This is a genomic window from Candidatus Reidiella endopervernicosa (assembly GCF_013343005.1).
Lineage (GTDB): Bacteria > Pseudomonadota > Gammaproteobacteria.
Genome location: NZ_CP054491.1, coordinates 2,241,167 through 2,256,155, shown reverse-complemented (window position 1 = coordinate 2,256,155; position 14,989 = coordinate 2,241,167). Strand labels below are relative to the sequence as shown.

14 protein-coding genes and 1 pseudogene are annotated in these 14,989 nt (G+C 53.0%); 10 read left to right on the top strand and 5 right to left on the bottom strand.

Going from position 1 to position 14,989, the window contains the following annotated elements:
- Positions 1-10 precede the first annotated feature (10 nt).
- A complete protein-coding gene (locus HUE57_RS12485) occupies positions 11-769 on the bottom strand; it encodes a CsiV family protein (protein ID WP_078482326.1) in 759 nt (252 codons plus the stop codon).
- Between the two features lie 38 nt (positions 770-807).
- Positions 808-4,281 (bottom strand): transcription-repair coupling factor, encoded by a 3,474-nt coding sequence (gene mfd, locus HUE57_RS12480; RefSeq protein ID WP_078482327.1) that lies wholly within the window; start codon positions 4,279-4,281, stop codon positions 808-810.
- Positions 4,282-4,430: 149 nt separating this feature from the next.
- Here mfd and HUE57_RS12475 point away from each other — a divergent pair, with 149 nt between their 5' ends.
- The 3 genes from HUE57_RS12475 (at position 4,431) to HUE57_RS12465 (ending at position 7,460) form a co-directional block, all read left to right on the top strand.
- Positions 4,431-4,664 (top strand): RND transporter, encoded by a 234-nt coding sequence (locus HUE57_RS12475; protein WP_078482328.1) that lies wholly within the window; start codon positions 4,431-4,433, stop codon positions 4,662-4,664.
- A 74-nt stretch (positions 4,665-4,738) separates the two neighbouring features.
- Entirely contained in the window at positions 4,739-6,010 is a 1,272-nt protein-coding gene (locus HUE57_RS12470) for an NAD(P)/FAD-dependent oxidoreductase (protein ID WP_078482329.1), read from the top strand.
- A 103-nt stretch (positions 6,011-6,113) separates the two neighbouring features.
- On the top strand, positions 6,114-7,460 hold the full coding sequence (locus tag HUE57_RS12465; RefSeq protein WP_172840062.1) for a sigma-54 interaction domain-containing protein: 1,347 nt from the start codon (positions 6,114-6,116) through the stop codon (positions 7,458-7,460).
- A gap of 69 nt (positions 7,461-7,529) precedes the next feature.
- Here the strand turns inward: HUE57_RS12465 and HUE57_RS12460 are convergent, their stop codons facing one another.
- Positions 7,530-8,192 (bottom strand): rhodanese-like domain-containing protein, encoded by a 663-nt coding sequence (locus tag HUE57_RS12460; RefSeq protein ID WP_078482331.1) that lies wholly within the window; start codon positions 8,190-8,192, stop codon positions 7,530-7,532.
- 375 nt (positions 8,193-8,567) lie between these two features.
- Positions 8,568-9,683: a hypothetical protein gene (locus tag HUE57_RS12455; protein ID WP_078482333.1), complete on the bottom strand. Its 1,116-nt coding sequence runs from the start codon at positions 9,681-9,683 to the stop codon at positions 8,568-8,570.
- Positions 9,684-9,845: 162 nt separating this feature from the next.
- Here HUE57_RS12455 and bioA point away from each other — a divergent pair, with 162 nt between their 5' ends.
- Positions 9,846-11,144 carry an adenosylmethionine--8-amino-7-oxononanoate transaminase gene (gene bioA / locus HUE57_RS12450; RefSeq protein ID WP_236725603.1) on the top strand — a complete coding sequence of 433 codons (1,299 nt, stop codon included), beginning with the start codon at positions 9,846-9,848 and terminating at the stop codon, positions 11,142-11,144.
- Positions 11,145-11,388: 244 nt separating this feature from the next.
- Here bioA and HUE57_RS12445 read toward each other — a convergent pair whose 3' ends face one another.
- On the bottom strand, positions 11,389-11,703 hold the full coding sequence (locus tag HUE57_RS12445) for a hypothetical protein (protein WP_078482334.1): 315 nt from the start codon (positions 11,701-11,703) through the stop codon (positions 11,389-11,391).
- Positions 11,704-11,984: 281 nt separating this feature from the next.
- Here HUE57_RS12445 and HUE57_RS20000 point away from each other — a divergent pair.
- From HUE57_RS20000 to HUE57_RS19195, 6 genes and pseudogenes are all read left to right on the top strand, one after another.
- Positions 11,985-13,005 (top strand): annotated as a pseudogene (locus HUE57_RS20000) (adenylate/guanylate cyclase domain-containing protein).
- A 48-nt stretch (positions 13,006-13,053) separates the two neighbouring features.
- Positions 13,054-13,377 (top strand): hypothetical protein, encoded by a 324-nt coding sequence (locus tag HUE57_RS12425; protein WP_174673300.1) that lies wholly within the window; start codon positions 13,054-13,056, stop codon positions 13,375-13,377.
- Positions 13,370-13,507: a hypothetical protein gene (locus HUE57_RS19210; RefSeq protein WP_236860595.1), complete on the top strand. Its 138-nt coding sequence runs from the start codon at positions 13,370-13,372 to the stop codon at positions 13,505-13,507. The genes HUE57_RS12425 and HUE57_RS19210 overlap by 8 nt, the downstream gene beginning before the upstream one ends.
- A 124-nt stretch (positions 13,508-13,631) precedes the next feature.
- Entirely contained in the window at positions 13,632-13,949 is a 318-nt protein-coding gene (locus HUE57_RS20335) for a GAF domain-containing protein (RefSeq protein ID WP_420885689.1), read from the top strand.
- Positions 13,950-14,286: 337 nt separating this feature from the next.
- A complete protein-coding gene (locus tag HUE57_RS12415) occupies positions 14,287-14,787 on the top strand; it encodes a GspE/PulE/PilB domain-containing protein (protein WP_174673299.1) in 501 nt (166 codons plus the stop codon).
- Positions 14,685-14,981: a hypothetical protein gene (locus HUE57_RS19195; RefSeq protein ID WP_236860592.1), complete on the top strand. Its 297-nt coding sequence runs from the start codon at positions 14,685-14,687 to the stop codon at positions 14,979-14,981. The genes HUE57_RS12415 and HUE57_RS19195 overlap by 103 nt, the downstream gene beginning before the upstream one ends.
- Positions 14,982-14,989: the final 8 nt, after the last annotated feature.

Sequence of the window (14,989 nt, the reverse complement as noted above, 5' to 3'; positions counted from 1 at the left end):
GGGAACACTGCTAGAGCTCAGTCTCTTCCTTAGCCTCTACAGGAGTGATCTGAATCAGCATTCCAAAACGGGGGTGGTCGAAGTAGTGCAGCTCCTTACTACGTAGACGCCGCTTCTGTTTCATGCGGAATCGTTCACCACTGAGCACAATCGCCTCAGCTGCGTAGTCCGATTCATTCGCCTCGAGCGTCGAGTAGTCACTTTCAATCGGTGCACTCTCCATCACCAACGGCTTTGCACCAAACTCACCGACCGCGCCCTCTTCCTTGCCACCAACGATATAGAGCAGATCACTCTCGACATGCAGGTAGCGAGAGAGGGTGACACGTAACGTCCCAACGATTCGGTTGTTTTGATCTTCCGTGGGAGAGATTAAGCGTACGGGCTGCGCCTCGCTAGCTGCGAGCACGGGCTGAGTCCAGGCGGTGTGTAACAGAGGACGAAAGCCCTGCGAACGCCCCAGACTATCCCTCTTTTTGATCAACAGCAGAGAATCGTCAGCGACCTGTTGATAGGGGAGCTGCCCACCTTCACCAAACTCGACCGTCTCCGCCTCAAGCATCGGTAGCGCCCGTGTAATATCAGGCATACCGGGATTGATAGGGAATACCTCACCAACACCTCTACCGGCTGAGGTCTGTTCGAACAGGATCACCTCAATCTGATACCAGCGCGGCTCCTCCTCTTCAGCGAAGGCACAACGCAGGCTCAGTAGAGAGAGGAGTGTGGCGGCGAACAGGGCGCCTACAGTTGATCTAAATATGCTCATGGGCCGATATTACGTCGATGATGACTCTGAAACCAGTCTCACATAATCTCTTCGGGTTGCAGCGCGTTAAGCAGCGTCTCGGTACTCTCCAGTCGATGTTCGGGGGCCTCCATCTCATCAAAGAAGCGCAGCTTATCCTGACCATCGAGTTTGTAACGCTGTGGCTCTGACTGCACCAGGGTGATGATCTTGATCGGATCGATATTGGGCTGTTCATTGAACTGAACTCGTCCACCACTGGGGCCTACATCGATCTTGGCTATGCCGAGTGGTTGCGCCAGCAGTTTCAGACCGGTAATTCTGAACAGGTTCTTGACCGGATCGGGTAGAAGACCGAATCGATCGATCATCTCCACCTGCAGCTCACGTAAAGCATCGCCGCTTTCTGCACTGGCGATGCGCTTGTAGAGCACCAGGCGGGTATGCACATCGTGTAGATAGTCGTCGGGGATCAGTGCTGGGATATGCAGATCGACCTCAGGGCCGTGATCAAGTGGCTGGTCGAGTTCCGGCTGTTTGCCCGCCTTGAGTGCCTTCACTGCGCGTTCGAGCAGCTCGGTATAGAGCGAGAAACCGATTTCGGCGATCTGTCCACTCTGATCGTCACCCAGCAGTTCACCGGCACCACGGATTTCTAGATCGTGGGTAGCAAGCATGAAGCCGGCACCGAGATCTTCGAGTGATTCAATCGCCTCGAGTCGTTTTACCGCATCGGGTGTAATCGTCTTTTTCGAGGGCACCATCAGGTAGGCGTAGGCGCGGTGGTGTGAACGTCCGACACGGCCACGCAGCTGATGCAGCTGAGCCAGCCCCAGTTTGTCGGCGCGGTTGATGATAATAGTGTTGGCGTTGGGTACGTCGATGCCACTCTCGATGATGGTAGTGGCGAGCAGGAGATTGCAGCGACGATGGTAGAAGTCGAGCATGATCTGCTCCAGTTCACGCTCGCGCATCTGGCCATGTGCTACATGGATACGTGCCTCGGGCACCAGCTCGCCCAGCTTGGCGGCCATCTTCTCGATGCTCTCCACCTCGTTGTGCAGGAAGTAGATCTGTCCACCACGCTTGAGTTCACGCAGACACGCCTCGCGGATCAGCGGGCCGTTCCAGTCGCTGACAAAGGTTTTCACTGCTAGCCGCTGTTGTGGCGGGGTAGCGATAATCGAGAAACCACGCAGGCCGACCAGCGACATGTTGAGGGTTCTTGGAATGGGTGTGGCGGTCAGGGTGAGAATATCGACCTCGGTACGCAGCTGCTTAAGCTGCTCTTTCTGCCGCACACCAAAACGGTGCTCCTCATCGACGATTACCAGACCGAGATCGTTATAGGCGATCCCCTTCTGCAGCAGCTTGTGGGTACCGATCACCAGATCGACCTTCCCATCAGCCAGCTTCTCAAGCACCTCATCCTGCTGCTTGGCCGTCTTAAAACGTGACAACACCTCGATACGAAACGGCCAGTCGGCGAAGCGGTCGATAAAGTTCTGATAGTGCTGCTGGGCGAGCAGAGTGGTCGGTACCAACATCACTACCTGCTTGTTGTCATTCATGGCGAGGAAGGCGGCGCGCATCGCCACCTCGGTCTTACCAAAGCCGACATCGCCGCAGACCACCCGGTCCATCGGTTGCACGGAGCACATATCCTCCAGTACCTGATCGATCGCCTGCAGCTGATCGGGGGTCTCCTCGAAGGGGAAGGAGGCAGAGAAGGCGGCATACTCTTCGGAGTTAACTCGAATCGCCTTGCCCTGCAGTGCAGCGCGGCGCGCATAGACATCGAGCAGCTCGGCGGCGACATCACGTACCCGCTCGGCCGCCTTGCGCTTGGCGCGCGACCACTGTTCACTGCCGAGTTTGTGCAGTGGTGCGCTCTCGGGTGAGGTGCCGGAGTAGCGACTGATCAGGTGCAGTGAGGCGACTGGCACATAGAGCTTGTCGTCGCCGGAATACTCGAGGGTGAGAAACTCGCTCTCCATATCGCCAACGGTGAGGGTCTGCATACCGATAAAACGACCCACACCGTGCTCTTCATGCACCACCGGTGCACCGACGTTGAGGTCGGTGAGGTTGCTGATGATTGCCTCATTATCACGGCTAACTGCACGACGGCGGCGTCGCTGCTGTAATCGCTCGCCATAGAGCTGAGCCTCGGTGACGATGGCCAGCTGTGGAGACTCAATCAGTAGCCCCTCATCGATCGGTGCCGCAGTTATTGCAAGCCGGGTGTCGGCAGCGATGAAGTCGTGCCAGCTTTCAAAACTGCTGGGGTAGTGGCTGGCCGCACGCAGCTGCTCGAGTAGCACCTCACGACGTCCTGCCGACTCAGCAACAAACAGGATGCGTCCTTTGAAATCAGTCAGGAAACGGTCGAGTGCCTGAGTCGGTTCCGCATCACGTACCCTGATTGTCAGCGACGGTGGACGAGCCGTCTGGAAGTTAATCCCGCCCTTGATGCTCGGCTCCAGTTCGAAGCTCTGCAGCGACACATGCGGGAAACGCTCACTTATCAAATCGAGCTGTGCGGCATTAAGGAAGAGCGCATCCGGGGCGAGTAGAGGACGCTCCTGATCGTGACGAAGCTGCTCGTAACGCTCTTCAACCTCATTCCAGAAAGCCTCAATACCCGCTTCGACATCGCTGAGGGTGAAGAGGGCGGTTGAATCGGGCAGGTAGTCACTCAGTGTCGCGGTCTGCTCAAAGAAGAGTGGCAGATAATATTCGATGCCACCGGGCGCCTGAGCCTCGCTGACACTGTTATAAATAGGACTCTTCTTCGCATCACCCTCAAATCGCGATCGGAAGGCCTGACGAAAGCGTTTGATCGCATCCTCGGTGAGGGGGAACTCACGTGCAGGTAGCAATCGAATCTCACTCACCTGCTCAACCGAGCGCTGTGTCTCAGGATCAAAGGTACGAATCGACTCGATTTCGTCATCAAATAGATCGATTCGGAAGGGGAGCGAGTTACCCATCGGGTAGAGATCAAACAGCGAGCCGCGCACGGTGTACTCGCCATGCTCCATTACCTGGGCCGTGTGGTTATACCCCCCCGCTTCAAGGCGCAGGCGCATCTGCTCCGGATCGAGCCGATCCCCGACCTTCAGCATCAGGGTGTTCGCTTCAAGATAGCTGCGCGGCGCCAGCCGCTGCATCAGTGTCGGCACCGGCAGAATCAGAATCCCGCGTTGTAGTTGCGGCAGGCGATAGAGGGTGATCAGTCGCTGTGAGACGATATCCTGATGCGGTGAGAAGTGGTCGTAGGGCAGTGTCTCCCAGTCGGGAAAACTCATTATCGGTAGATCGCTACCGCGCGTGAAGAACTCCAGCTCACTCTCCAGAGCGGTTGCGCTCTGCATGTCACCGGTCACCACCACCACAGGACCTTGATGGTGTTGGGCCGCCTCGGCAATCGCCAGGGCTCGGCCAGCACCATAGAGCTGCCCCCACAGCACGGTTCCATTTTGCGTGGGAAGAGAGGTGTTGAGAAGCGGTGTTGTTAGTTTATTACTCATGCACTCGGCGACTTTAAGGGTGAAAAATGGCGCTTATTCTCCCATAGATCGGTATCTGATCGAACCTTGCTGTGATGATGAACGCTCTGTAGGCTGCATGCACCTCACTGTGGGTAACTACCCTTGGATATTGTAAGGATTAATGCGTTATGAATTGGCTCGATGAATTTCCGCTACCGATGTTGGTGATGATCTCACTCATGCTCGGTCTCGCTCCCTTCTCTCCCGAACCCCATCTGGTGGAGAAACTACGCATGCTTACTCAGGGTACATTGCAAAAACCGATGGATATCTTCGATCTCTTCCTGCACGCCACTCCCTCGGTACTGCTGCTGATCAGGCTCGTTCGAGTCGAATTCAAAGGGGGTAGCTCATCCCACTAGATCTATTGGCACAGTAAATGCTTTACCTCATACGCAAATAAAAAAATATACCACCGTGGAGAGGAGAGTATTGAATGGCACATGTAGTGATTATTGGTGCGAGCACCGGCGGTCTTCCAGCTGCCTACGAGATCAAGGATCTGCTGGGTAAGAAACACGATGTAACTGTTATCAACGCTTCGGACACCTTCAGTTTTGTCCCATCCAATCCGTGGGTTGCTGTTGGCTGGCGTAGCCGCAAGGATGTCACCTTTCCCCTCGAGCCCTATCTACGTAAGAAGGGCATCAATCTAATCGCCAACACGGTTACCGAGCTCAAGCCAGATGAGAACACCATCGTGCTCGATGGCGGTGATGAGATCAGCTACGACTACCTGGTAATTGCGACCGGTCCCAAGCTCGCCTTCGATGAGGTCGATGGCATCGGTCCAGACGGACACACTGAATCGATCTGCACCATCAATCATGCTGAAGAGGCGTGTAAAAACTGGGAAAAGTTTGTTGAGAAACCGGGGCCTATCGTTGTAGGCGCGGTGCAGGGTGCCTCATGCTTCGGACCTGCCTACGAGTTCGCTTTCATCATGGATGCCGACCTGCGTAAACGTAAGTTGCGCGACAAGGTACCGATGACCTTTGTCACTGCAGAGCCCTATATTGGACACCTCGGCCTGGGTGGTGTCGGTGATTCGAAGGGTATGCTCGAGTCGGAGCTGCGCCAGAATCACATCAACTTCATCACCAACGCCAAGGTCACCAAGGTTGAAGAGGGCAAGATGTTTGTTGCCGAACACAATAGTGCCGGCGAGGTGATCAAGGAGCACGAACTGCCCTTTGACTACTCAATGATGCTTCCTGCCTTCAGGGGTGTCGATCCGGTGAACGCCGTAGGTGAAGATCTGGTCAATCCACGCGGATTTGTCAAAGTTGATGATTATCAAAGAAATCCCAAATGGAACAACATATATTCGGTCGGTGTTTGTATCGCAATACCTCCAGTAGAGGTGACACCAGTAGCGACCGGAACACCAAAAACCGGCTATATGATTGAGTCGATGGTCACTGCCACCGCACACAACATTCAGCACGATATTGCAGGTGAGGCTCCAGCCAAACATGCAACTTGGCACGCGATCTGCCTAGCAGATCTAGGTGATACCGGCGTGGCCTTTGTAGCGATGCCACAAATCCCACCACGAAATGTCTCGTGGATGAAGAAGGGTAAGTGGGTACACCTGGCCAAGGTCGCGTTTGAGAAGTACTTCATCAATAAGATGAAAAAGGGCTCCAGCGAACCACTGTTTGAGAAGTACATACTGAAGGCGCTGGGTATTGAAAAGCTGAAATAGTACTGACAGTTTCTGCTAAATAGTGGTTGATAACAGGTAAATGACATGACACACTCTCATGATCTGTCATGTCATTCACTGTCAATCAAGGGAAATTAAACCCATGTCATGTGAAAAGAAACCAAGCTGCGAACAGATCATCGATATTCTTCCTGATCCATTTGTAGTGATAGATAACCAGTTTCATATCGTTGCAGCCAATCATCGCTACTGCGATAAATATGGAGTTGCCCACGAAGATATCGTCGGTCGATTCTGTTATGAAGTCTCACACCACTCCAGTGTCCCCTGTAGCCATCATGGCGAGCACTGTCCTCAGGAAGATGTCTTCCGCAAGGGCAAGCCGAGCCAGGTAATCCACGTTCACTACGATCAGCATGGTCACGAGGAGCGTGTTCAGCTGCAGGCGACACCCATTCTGGATGAGGATGGCAATGTGCTCTACATGGGAGAGTACGTCTATCCACTCAGCCAGGCATTCGAGGACCACGTTCAGCTGATCGGTCGTTCACGTGCCTTCCTGCAGATGACGGGTCTGTTGCAGCGTGTAGCGCCTACCCAGACCACCGTGCTTCTGCTCGGTGAGAGCGGTACCGGTAAGGAGTGCGTTGCTCAGTATCTGCACAACTACTCCAACCGTGCCAATGGCCCCTATGTGGTGGTCGACTGTGCCGCACTCGGTTCCAATCTGATTGAGAGCGAGCTATTCGGTCACGAGAAGGGCGCCTTTACCGGTGCTGCAGGATGCAAGAAGGGACTGTTTGAAGCAGCTCACGGCGGTACGCTGTTTATCGATGAGATTGGAGAGCTCCCTCTCGATCTACAGACCAAGCTGCTGCGTGCGCTGGAGACTGGCACCATTCGTCGCATTGGCGGAACTGATTACATCAAGGTCGATGTGCGCGTTATTGCGGCGACCCATCGTGATGTTAAACATATGGTGGCAGAGGGAACGCTTCGTAAGGATCTCTACTACCGTCTCTCAGCTTTCCCTGTCACCATTCCTGCGCTTCGAGAGCGTCTCGATGATGTGCCTGCGCTTGCAGAGAATTTCCTCAGTCGTCTTGAGGATGGTGATCGTCATATTCCTCTTTCACCCGAGGTCATCTCGCGTCTGCTCGAGTATGACTATCCCGGTAATGTTCGTGAGCTACGTAATATCATCGAGCGGGCAGCGATACTGGCCTACGGCGGTGTGCTAGACCCCGAACACCTGGTGTTTGAGTCGACAAGATCCGATAGCACAGAGCCTTCTGGTTATTCGATGGGTAGGAGGCGTCCTGCCAAGTTACTCAATCGCCGTAGTGGGCGCCTGACCGATGATGAGATCATGGAGACCCTCGAGCAGTGTAAGGGCCACCGTGCCTCAGCGGCGGCTGAGCTGGGTGTCAGTGAACGCACGCTCTACCGCTACATACAGCGAATGCGAGGGGATGAGGCCGAAGCCTAAATCCTTTCAACTATGCAGCACAAAAAAGGGGCGCTAAAAGCGCCCCTTTTTATTACCGCTGATAACAGTCTATTTGACTATTGTCAGACCCAGCACTTCCCAGGTCTGCATACCGCCACGGAACCACTTGATCTTATCAGCAGGGTAGCCGAAGCGAAGCAGGGTCTTAATCGACATGGGCGACTGACCACACCACATACCGTTACAGAAAAGCACGATAGTCTTCGCATCGCGGAAGTCCCACATACCATCCTGCTCCTTGGCACCAAATTCGATCATCTGATCGGCGATGGTGACAGGGTCAGCACCCATTGAAGGGGCCAACTTGGTGAAGGGGATATTCACAGCACCTGGGATGGTGCCACGGGTAACCCACTCAGGGGTGCGCGAATCGACTAGCATCACAGAGCTGTCGCCATCACTCAAACGCTTGGCATAGTGAATGACCTCTACTTCACCAACGGTCTCAACACCAGAACCCAGGTTCATTGGCTGAATGCAGAAGGGCGGACATTTACGTGAGGTCTTGGCAAACGCAGGATTAACCATATGGCTCTGATCCTGATTACGCATGATGTCAACAGACTTGCCGTTGTGCATCACGGAAACCTTACCAATCTTAGGTGTGATCTTTACCTTCATCTCACCGTGGTGATCAGCCATTGCCGAAGCAGGCAGAGCGAGTAGTGCGGCCATTGCGGTAGAAGCAAGAAGTTTTTGAACAGATTTCATTGAGTACCCTCCAATCTAAAATATTTTTTATATTCTCTTTGTAAAGACTTTAGTAAACCGACTTAATCACAATCCGGTTCTGCTTCGGTCTCAGCTGTATTCTCATCATTTGTGGTACCACCACTTTCTGAAGTTGTCTGGCCAGATGTTTCAGCCGCTTTTTCGCCACTCTCTGCAGCATATGCTGACGGAAGCAGTGCGAGCAGTCCCAGACAGATCAGAACTCTCTTCAAGGTCATACCTATCTCCATTTAATTATCTCTTGGGTGATATGCCGTACCCGGACTATCTTGGTGTCTACCACCTAGTTTGGCTATAAGGGAAACCCCTATGAACTGCATCACATAAAAGCCACATATTTTATGGAGTTAATGCTCAGTGCGGTTGTCGTTTAATTAACGCCACACGTTTCTCATAGGCTTCACGAGCGATAGTCACATCCTCGATAAAGTAGGGCAACTCATTCATCGTTAATGCCTGCGGTCCATCGACCAACGCCTTACCTGGATGTGGATGGAAATCGACCAGAATCATGTTAGCCCCAACAACCACGCCCTGAGCAGCGACATGCATCACATCGAGTATTCCGTCTGCACCTGCTTCACGGGTACCGACTGAGTGTGAGGGATCGATACAGACCGGCATGCGGGTGAGTCGTTTGACCACCGGCACATGGGAGAAGTCGACAAAGTTACGATGCGGATCGCCCATATTGGTCTTCATACCACGTAGTGCAAAGATTACCCGGCTATTGCCCTCACTGGCGAGATACTCAGCGGCGTTGAGTGACTCCTCAAGCGTTATGCCGAAGCCGCGCTTGAGCAGTACCGGGTGGGTCTGTTGACGTCCGACAATCTTCAGCAGTTCGAAGTTCTGGGTATTGCGTGTACCGATCTGCAACATCACACCGGTCGGGTTACCGGTCTGCTCTAGTGCCTCGTTGATCTCATCGAGATGACTCTCGTGGGTGATCTCCATGGCGATTACCTTGATACCGTATTTACCGGCCAACTCGAAGACATAGGGGAGACAGCTCTTACCGTGGCCCTGAAAAGAGTAGGGGTTGGTGCGAGGTTTGTAGGCACCCATTCGGGTGCAGACCTGACCATTATCCTGCAGTGCCTTCATCATCTGCTCAACATGCTCGGGATTATCAACAGCGCAGAGGCCGGCGAAGATATTGAGATTATCCTGATCAAAGTGAACACCGTTATAGTCAAATCCGGTCGGGCGTTGATCGTCACGATGGCGACCAAGAATTCGATACTCCTCCGAAACACGGACCACCCGTTCAACGGCGGGCAGGGCACCAATCTCGTCGGCATCGAGTGCCGCAGTATTACCCACCAGATAGACCTCGGTCAGAACCTGCTCGGTACCGCGCTCCTCATGCACCCGGCTCTGAATATCGGGCAGATTGGCCAGGTGTTCCATCAAGGCGGAAAATTCACTACTCTCTTTATCGATCTCGGGATGCAGGATGAGAATCATGGCCAGCGGCGCTCCAGATAGAAGTTGGTATTTCCGGCGAGTATAGCGCAACCGTAGTGCGCTAAAAGTGAAACTTGCCTGACAAATCATGGGTAGCCGATAATCGCATCAATCAAGGTGAGGAGCGCTCCTCGCCATAACCGGGATTCACCACATCAAGCCGTGAAAAAACAGATCTCCAACACCGATCATGCCGACTGGCTCAGCTTCGACGCTGAGCATATCTGGCACCCCTACAACACCGTTATCGATCCACTGCCCAATCTGCCAGTCGTTGCAGCAGAGGGTGTCTATCTGCAGCTTGAAGATGGCCGACGTCTAATCGATGGCATGTCCTCCTGGTGGTCGGCAATCCACGGTTACAACGTGCCGCAACTCAATCAGGCGATTATTGAACAGAGCCAGAAGATGGCTCATGTTATGTTCGGCGGTATCACCCACCCTTCCGCCGTTGAGCTTGCCAGGCGTCTCATCGATCTCACCGCTGAACCTTTACACCACGTTTTTTTCGCCGATTCAGGCTCAGTCTCAGTTGAAGTGGCGATCAAAATGGCCATCCAGTATTGGATAACCACGGGCAAGGGCAGGAAGCGTCGTCTGTTAACCGTTCGTAATGGCTATCATGGCGATACCTTCGGTGCGATGGCGGTTACCGACCCCGACAACAGCATGCATTCACTCTTCAAAGAAATCGTTGCAGAGCATCTCTTTGCGCCAGCACCAAACTGTCAGAACGACCAAGCAGACATCACTGCATTTGAACGGTTAATTTCGAACCACCACGACGAACTGGCCGCAGTGATTCTTGAACCGATCGTACAGGGGGCGGGAGGTATGCGTTTCTACTGCCCTGACTATCTGCGACAGGTTCGTTCACTCTGTGATCGCCACGATGTGCTGCTGATACTTGATGAGATCGCCACTGGCTTTGGCCGTACCGGTACCCTGTTTGCCTACGAACAGGCCGATATCGTTCCCGACATCCTCTGTATTGGCAAGGCACTCACTGGTGGATATATGACGCTTGCAGCAACACTGACCACCAATAGGGTGGCCTACGGAGTTAGTGCCGATGGTCAAGGCGTGTTAATGCATGGTCCCACCTTCATGGCCAATCCACTTGCCTGTAGCGTTGCCACTGCCAGTATCGATCTACTGCTCGACTCACCCTGGCAATCTCGGGTTGCGGCCATTGAGAAGCAGCTCCAGTCAGAATTGGCACCCTGTGAACAGTCTGAGCTTGTCAAAAAGGTGCGTTGCCTTGGAGCTATCGGTGTTGTGGAGTTAACGCAGCCTGTCGATATGGCCTGGCTACAGCCTCGGCTGGTCGAGGAGGGTGTCTGGATTCGCCCCTTCGGACGGCTGATCTATCTGATGCCACCCTATATCATTGAACCGGAGCAACTCTCACAGTTGACCAGCGCCGTCGTCACCGTTATCTGCGAGATGGATGCGCAATAAATCCCGCCTTCAACGGCTGATCTTCACGCTATCGATAGCGTCGAACCGGTGCCGGATATTAATGAGGTCTCACAGATAACCGCAGCAAGACTGATTCAGAAGGTGATTTCATTCTGGGGCTATCGACACGGTTTTAAGAATTGAGTGAAGTGTGGTTCTCATACTCTGGTTGAATATGATCTAGATGATTTTACTGCGGATAGAAGGTTCGAGCGCACCGGCCTGATTTCACCGGCGCTCAATATCATTGGGGCTTCTTTTTTCGATTAACCACTGAGTGGAGCACGTACTGGCGTTCAAAATAGACGGTAAAGCCTTCGAAAACCCAGCGACTGATCGGCGGTTCGCCGACCGCATCACGCTGCTCCAGCGGAGCGCCATATTTGGCTTCAACATCAGCCATGGTCATACCTAGCGTTGGGCAGTCTGCACACTGATTGGCATGAATAGAGACAATTTCGAGCTCATCACCGCTCTCAACCCTCGTCTCCGTCTCAGCAAATGTGGTGAGAGGAAGCAGCAGTGCGACGGCGAGTAATCTCTTGACTGTTTTCGACATTATTATTGGCCCCTGATCCGGATAAACATCCTTATAACAACTGCAAAGACTATAGCACCTTGTCATAATGAGGCAAAAGGTACTTCCATCGAAATTATGTGGTAATGTCATGCCACCTATAATTGTCTAACGATAACAAATCAGACGAAGTAACACCCTGTTTAGGCACCATTTTTGTCAACTGAGAAAAGAACGCTTTGAGTCAGGAATCCCCCTTTCAATCCACCACATCGACGCTTAAAGAGCACAAAATCACCGTGCTGCTCATCGACGATCAGGCAATGATTGGTGAAGGTGTGCGGCGCATGCTCGCCGATGAGAAAGATATCGATTTCCACTTCTGCAGTGATCCAACCGACGCGATGACCGTCGCCAATGAGATCAGGCCCACTGTAATTCTTCAGGACCTGGTGATGCCAGAGGTGGACGGCCTGACCCTGGTTAAGTTCTTTCGTGCTAATCCTCTGACCAAAGATATTCCGATGATTGTGCTCTCATCTAAGGAGGAGGCTACAACAAAGGCGGAGGCATTTGCACGGGGTGCCAACGACTACATGGTCAAGCTACCCGATCAGATTGAGCTGATCGCACGCATTCGTTACCACTCCAAGGGCTATATCAACCTGTTGCAACGTAACGAGGCGTTTACAGCACTTCGTCTGGAGCAGGAGAAGGCTGAGAAATTACTACTCAATATTTTGCCGGCCCCCATCGCCGAGCGACTGAAAAGCGGTAATAACACGATTGCAGACTATTTTGCGGAGTCGAGTGTACTGTTTGCCGATATCGTCGGTTTCACTGAGTTTCCGCTCGGCTCTCGCCGACAGAACTGGTTGCAGAGTTAAATAAAATCTTCACCGCCTTTGACCTACTTTCAGAGCAGCACGGTGTGGTAAAGATCAAAACCATTGGTGACAACTAATTGGTGACAACTATATGGTCGCTTCGGGACTACCTACACCTCGCCCCGACCATGCAGAAGCACTGGTCAACATGGGTATCGATATGCAGCGAGCTGTCGACCTCTACAACACTAACAGTAACCAGCACATCAATATTCGCATCGGTATCAATTCCGGTCCTGTGGTCGCGGGTGTTATCGGTGAGATTAAGTTTATCTACGACCTGTGGGGCGACACCGTCAACATTGCCAGCCGCATGGAGTCCCATGGCGTTGAGGGTCGCATACAGGTCTCCGAAACGACTCGCGACCTGCTACCCGATCACTTTCAATTTGAAGATCGTGGTGCCATTCAGATCAAAGGCAAGGGCGAAATGAATACCTACCTTATCGTCTCCTGACGATAAGCAAACCACTCAATTACAAATTCATAAGGTTTCGAGGGGAATATGGACGAGCGTTACTCGCAGGCACAGAACAACAAGCTGCAGGCATCTATCGAATTCCAGGTCATGCTCAATGACATCGCACAGCGCATCAGCAAGGCAACCAGCTTCTTCGATGTGATGCCTGAGATCGAAGCCGATATGCTTCGCATCCTCCGCGCAGAGCGTGTCACCATCTACAAACGTGATCGCAACGGACGAGAGATCTGTCGGGGAGTCGCTATTTTGCGGAAGCATGTTTTGGGCATCCAAGCCCAAGCAAGCGGCAAATACTTAACGCGACCGTTTATGCCTACGGCGCCCCGACGTCCTGCGTACGTTGCGTAATCACCTTTCGCGGCTCTACACAACTCCCTCACTGACTCTACGCCGACATAAAGCCGCTGCTGCATCTTCTTCGTCGTTCGCTCGCGCCTCAACTACGAATAGGCAGACGGCGTCGACTATCGCGGACTAACCGCCTTCGCTTCGCTATCCTTGGCGGTCAGCGCTCGACCTATAAGAGCAGTGACGACGTTAAAGAGATCCGTGTCCCACTTACCAACACCTCAATTGCCGGCTATGTTGCACTGACGCAGAAGGTGCTACGCATTGATGACGTCTATGATGAGAAAGCGCTGCAGCGCATCCATCCTAATCTCTGTTTTAACACCCACTTTGACAATACCTCCGGTTATCGCACCAAGTCGATGATGGTCACACCGATCAAAAAAGATGGCGTAATGCTGGGTGTCATGCAGGTGCTCAACCATATCGAAGAAAAAACCTTCACTGAAGTTGATCTGCATAACGCCGTCAAACTGGCCACCATTATCGGCAACCGATTTAAATCGGGGAGTCGCTATTTTTGCGGAAGCATGTTTTGGGCATCCAAGCCCAAGCAAGCGGCAAATACTTAACGCGACCGTTTATGCCTACGGCGCCCCGACGTCCTGCGTTCGTTGCGTAATCACCTCTTCGCGGCTCTACACAACTCCCTCAGTGACTCTACGCCGACATAAAGCCGCTGCTGCATCTTCTTCGTCGTTCGCTCGCGCCTCAACTACGAATAGGCAGACGGCGTCGACTATCGCGGACTAACCGCCTTCGCTTCGCTATCCATGGCGGTCAGCGTTTGAACTGGGCGGAACCAGCGGACCATTTGAGTATTTAATCGAGAACGAAAAGATCAGTGAAGAGGATCTGGAGCAGTGCCAGGAACGAGCACAGAAGCTCGGTATTCCAGTAACCAGTCTGATGATCAGTGAGTACAACCTCGAGCGTGACGAGATCGGTGAATCTCTGGAGAACTATTACCAGGTTCCCTACATGAGCTACGATGATGGGCTCAATATTCCCCGTGGCATGATCTCGAAGGTCAGCAACAACTACCTGCTCAAGCAACTCTGGGTACCCGTCGAGGGGAACCAGGATGAGGTTACCATTCTCATTGACGATCCGATCGACAGTGATCGGATCATGGAGACCCAACGTGTCCTTAATGCAAAAAACTTTGTCTTCAAGGTTGGTCTGGCCACCGATATTCGAGCCTACCTCGGTGTAAAGGACGATCTCAGCGGTGGCGGACGTGCCAGTGAGGTTTTAGAGAATCTCAAGTCCGTCGATCTGAAGCGTGAACCGGGGAGTCGCTATTTTTGCGAAAGTTTGTTTTGGGCATCCAAGCCCAAGCAAACAGCAAAAACTTCACGCGACCGTTTATGCCTGCGGCGCCCCGACCGTCCTGCGTTCGTTGCGTAATCACCTCTTCGCGGCTCTACACAACTTCCTCACTGACTCTACGCCGACATCTTCTTCGTCGTTCGCTCGCGCTCTCAACTACGAATAGGCAGACGGCGTCGACTATCGGGACTAACCGCCCTCACTTCGCCTCCATGGCGGTCAGCGGAGGAGGAGCACGCCAAAAAACAGACCGGAAAACAGGCTGTAAATGATGATGTTG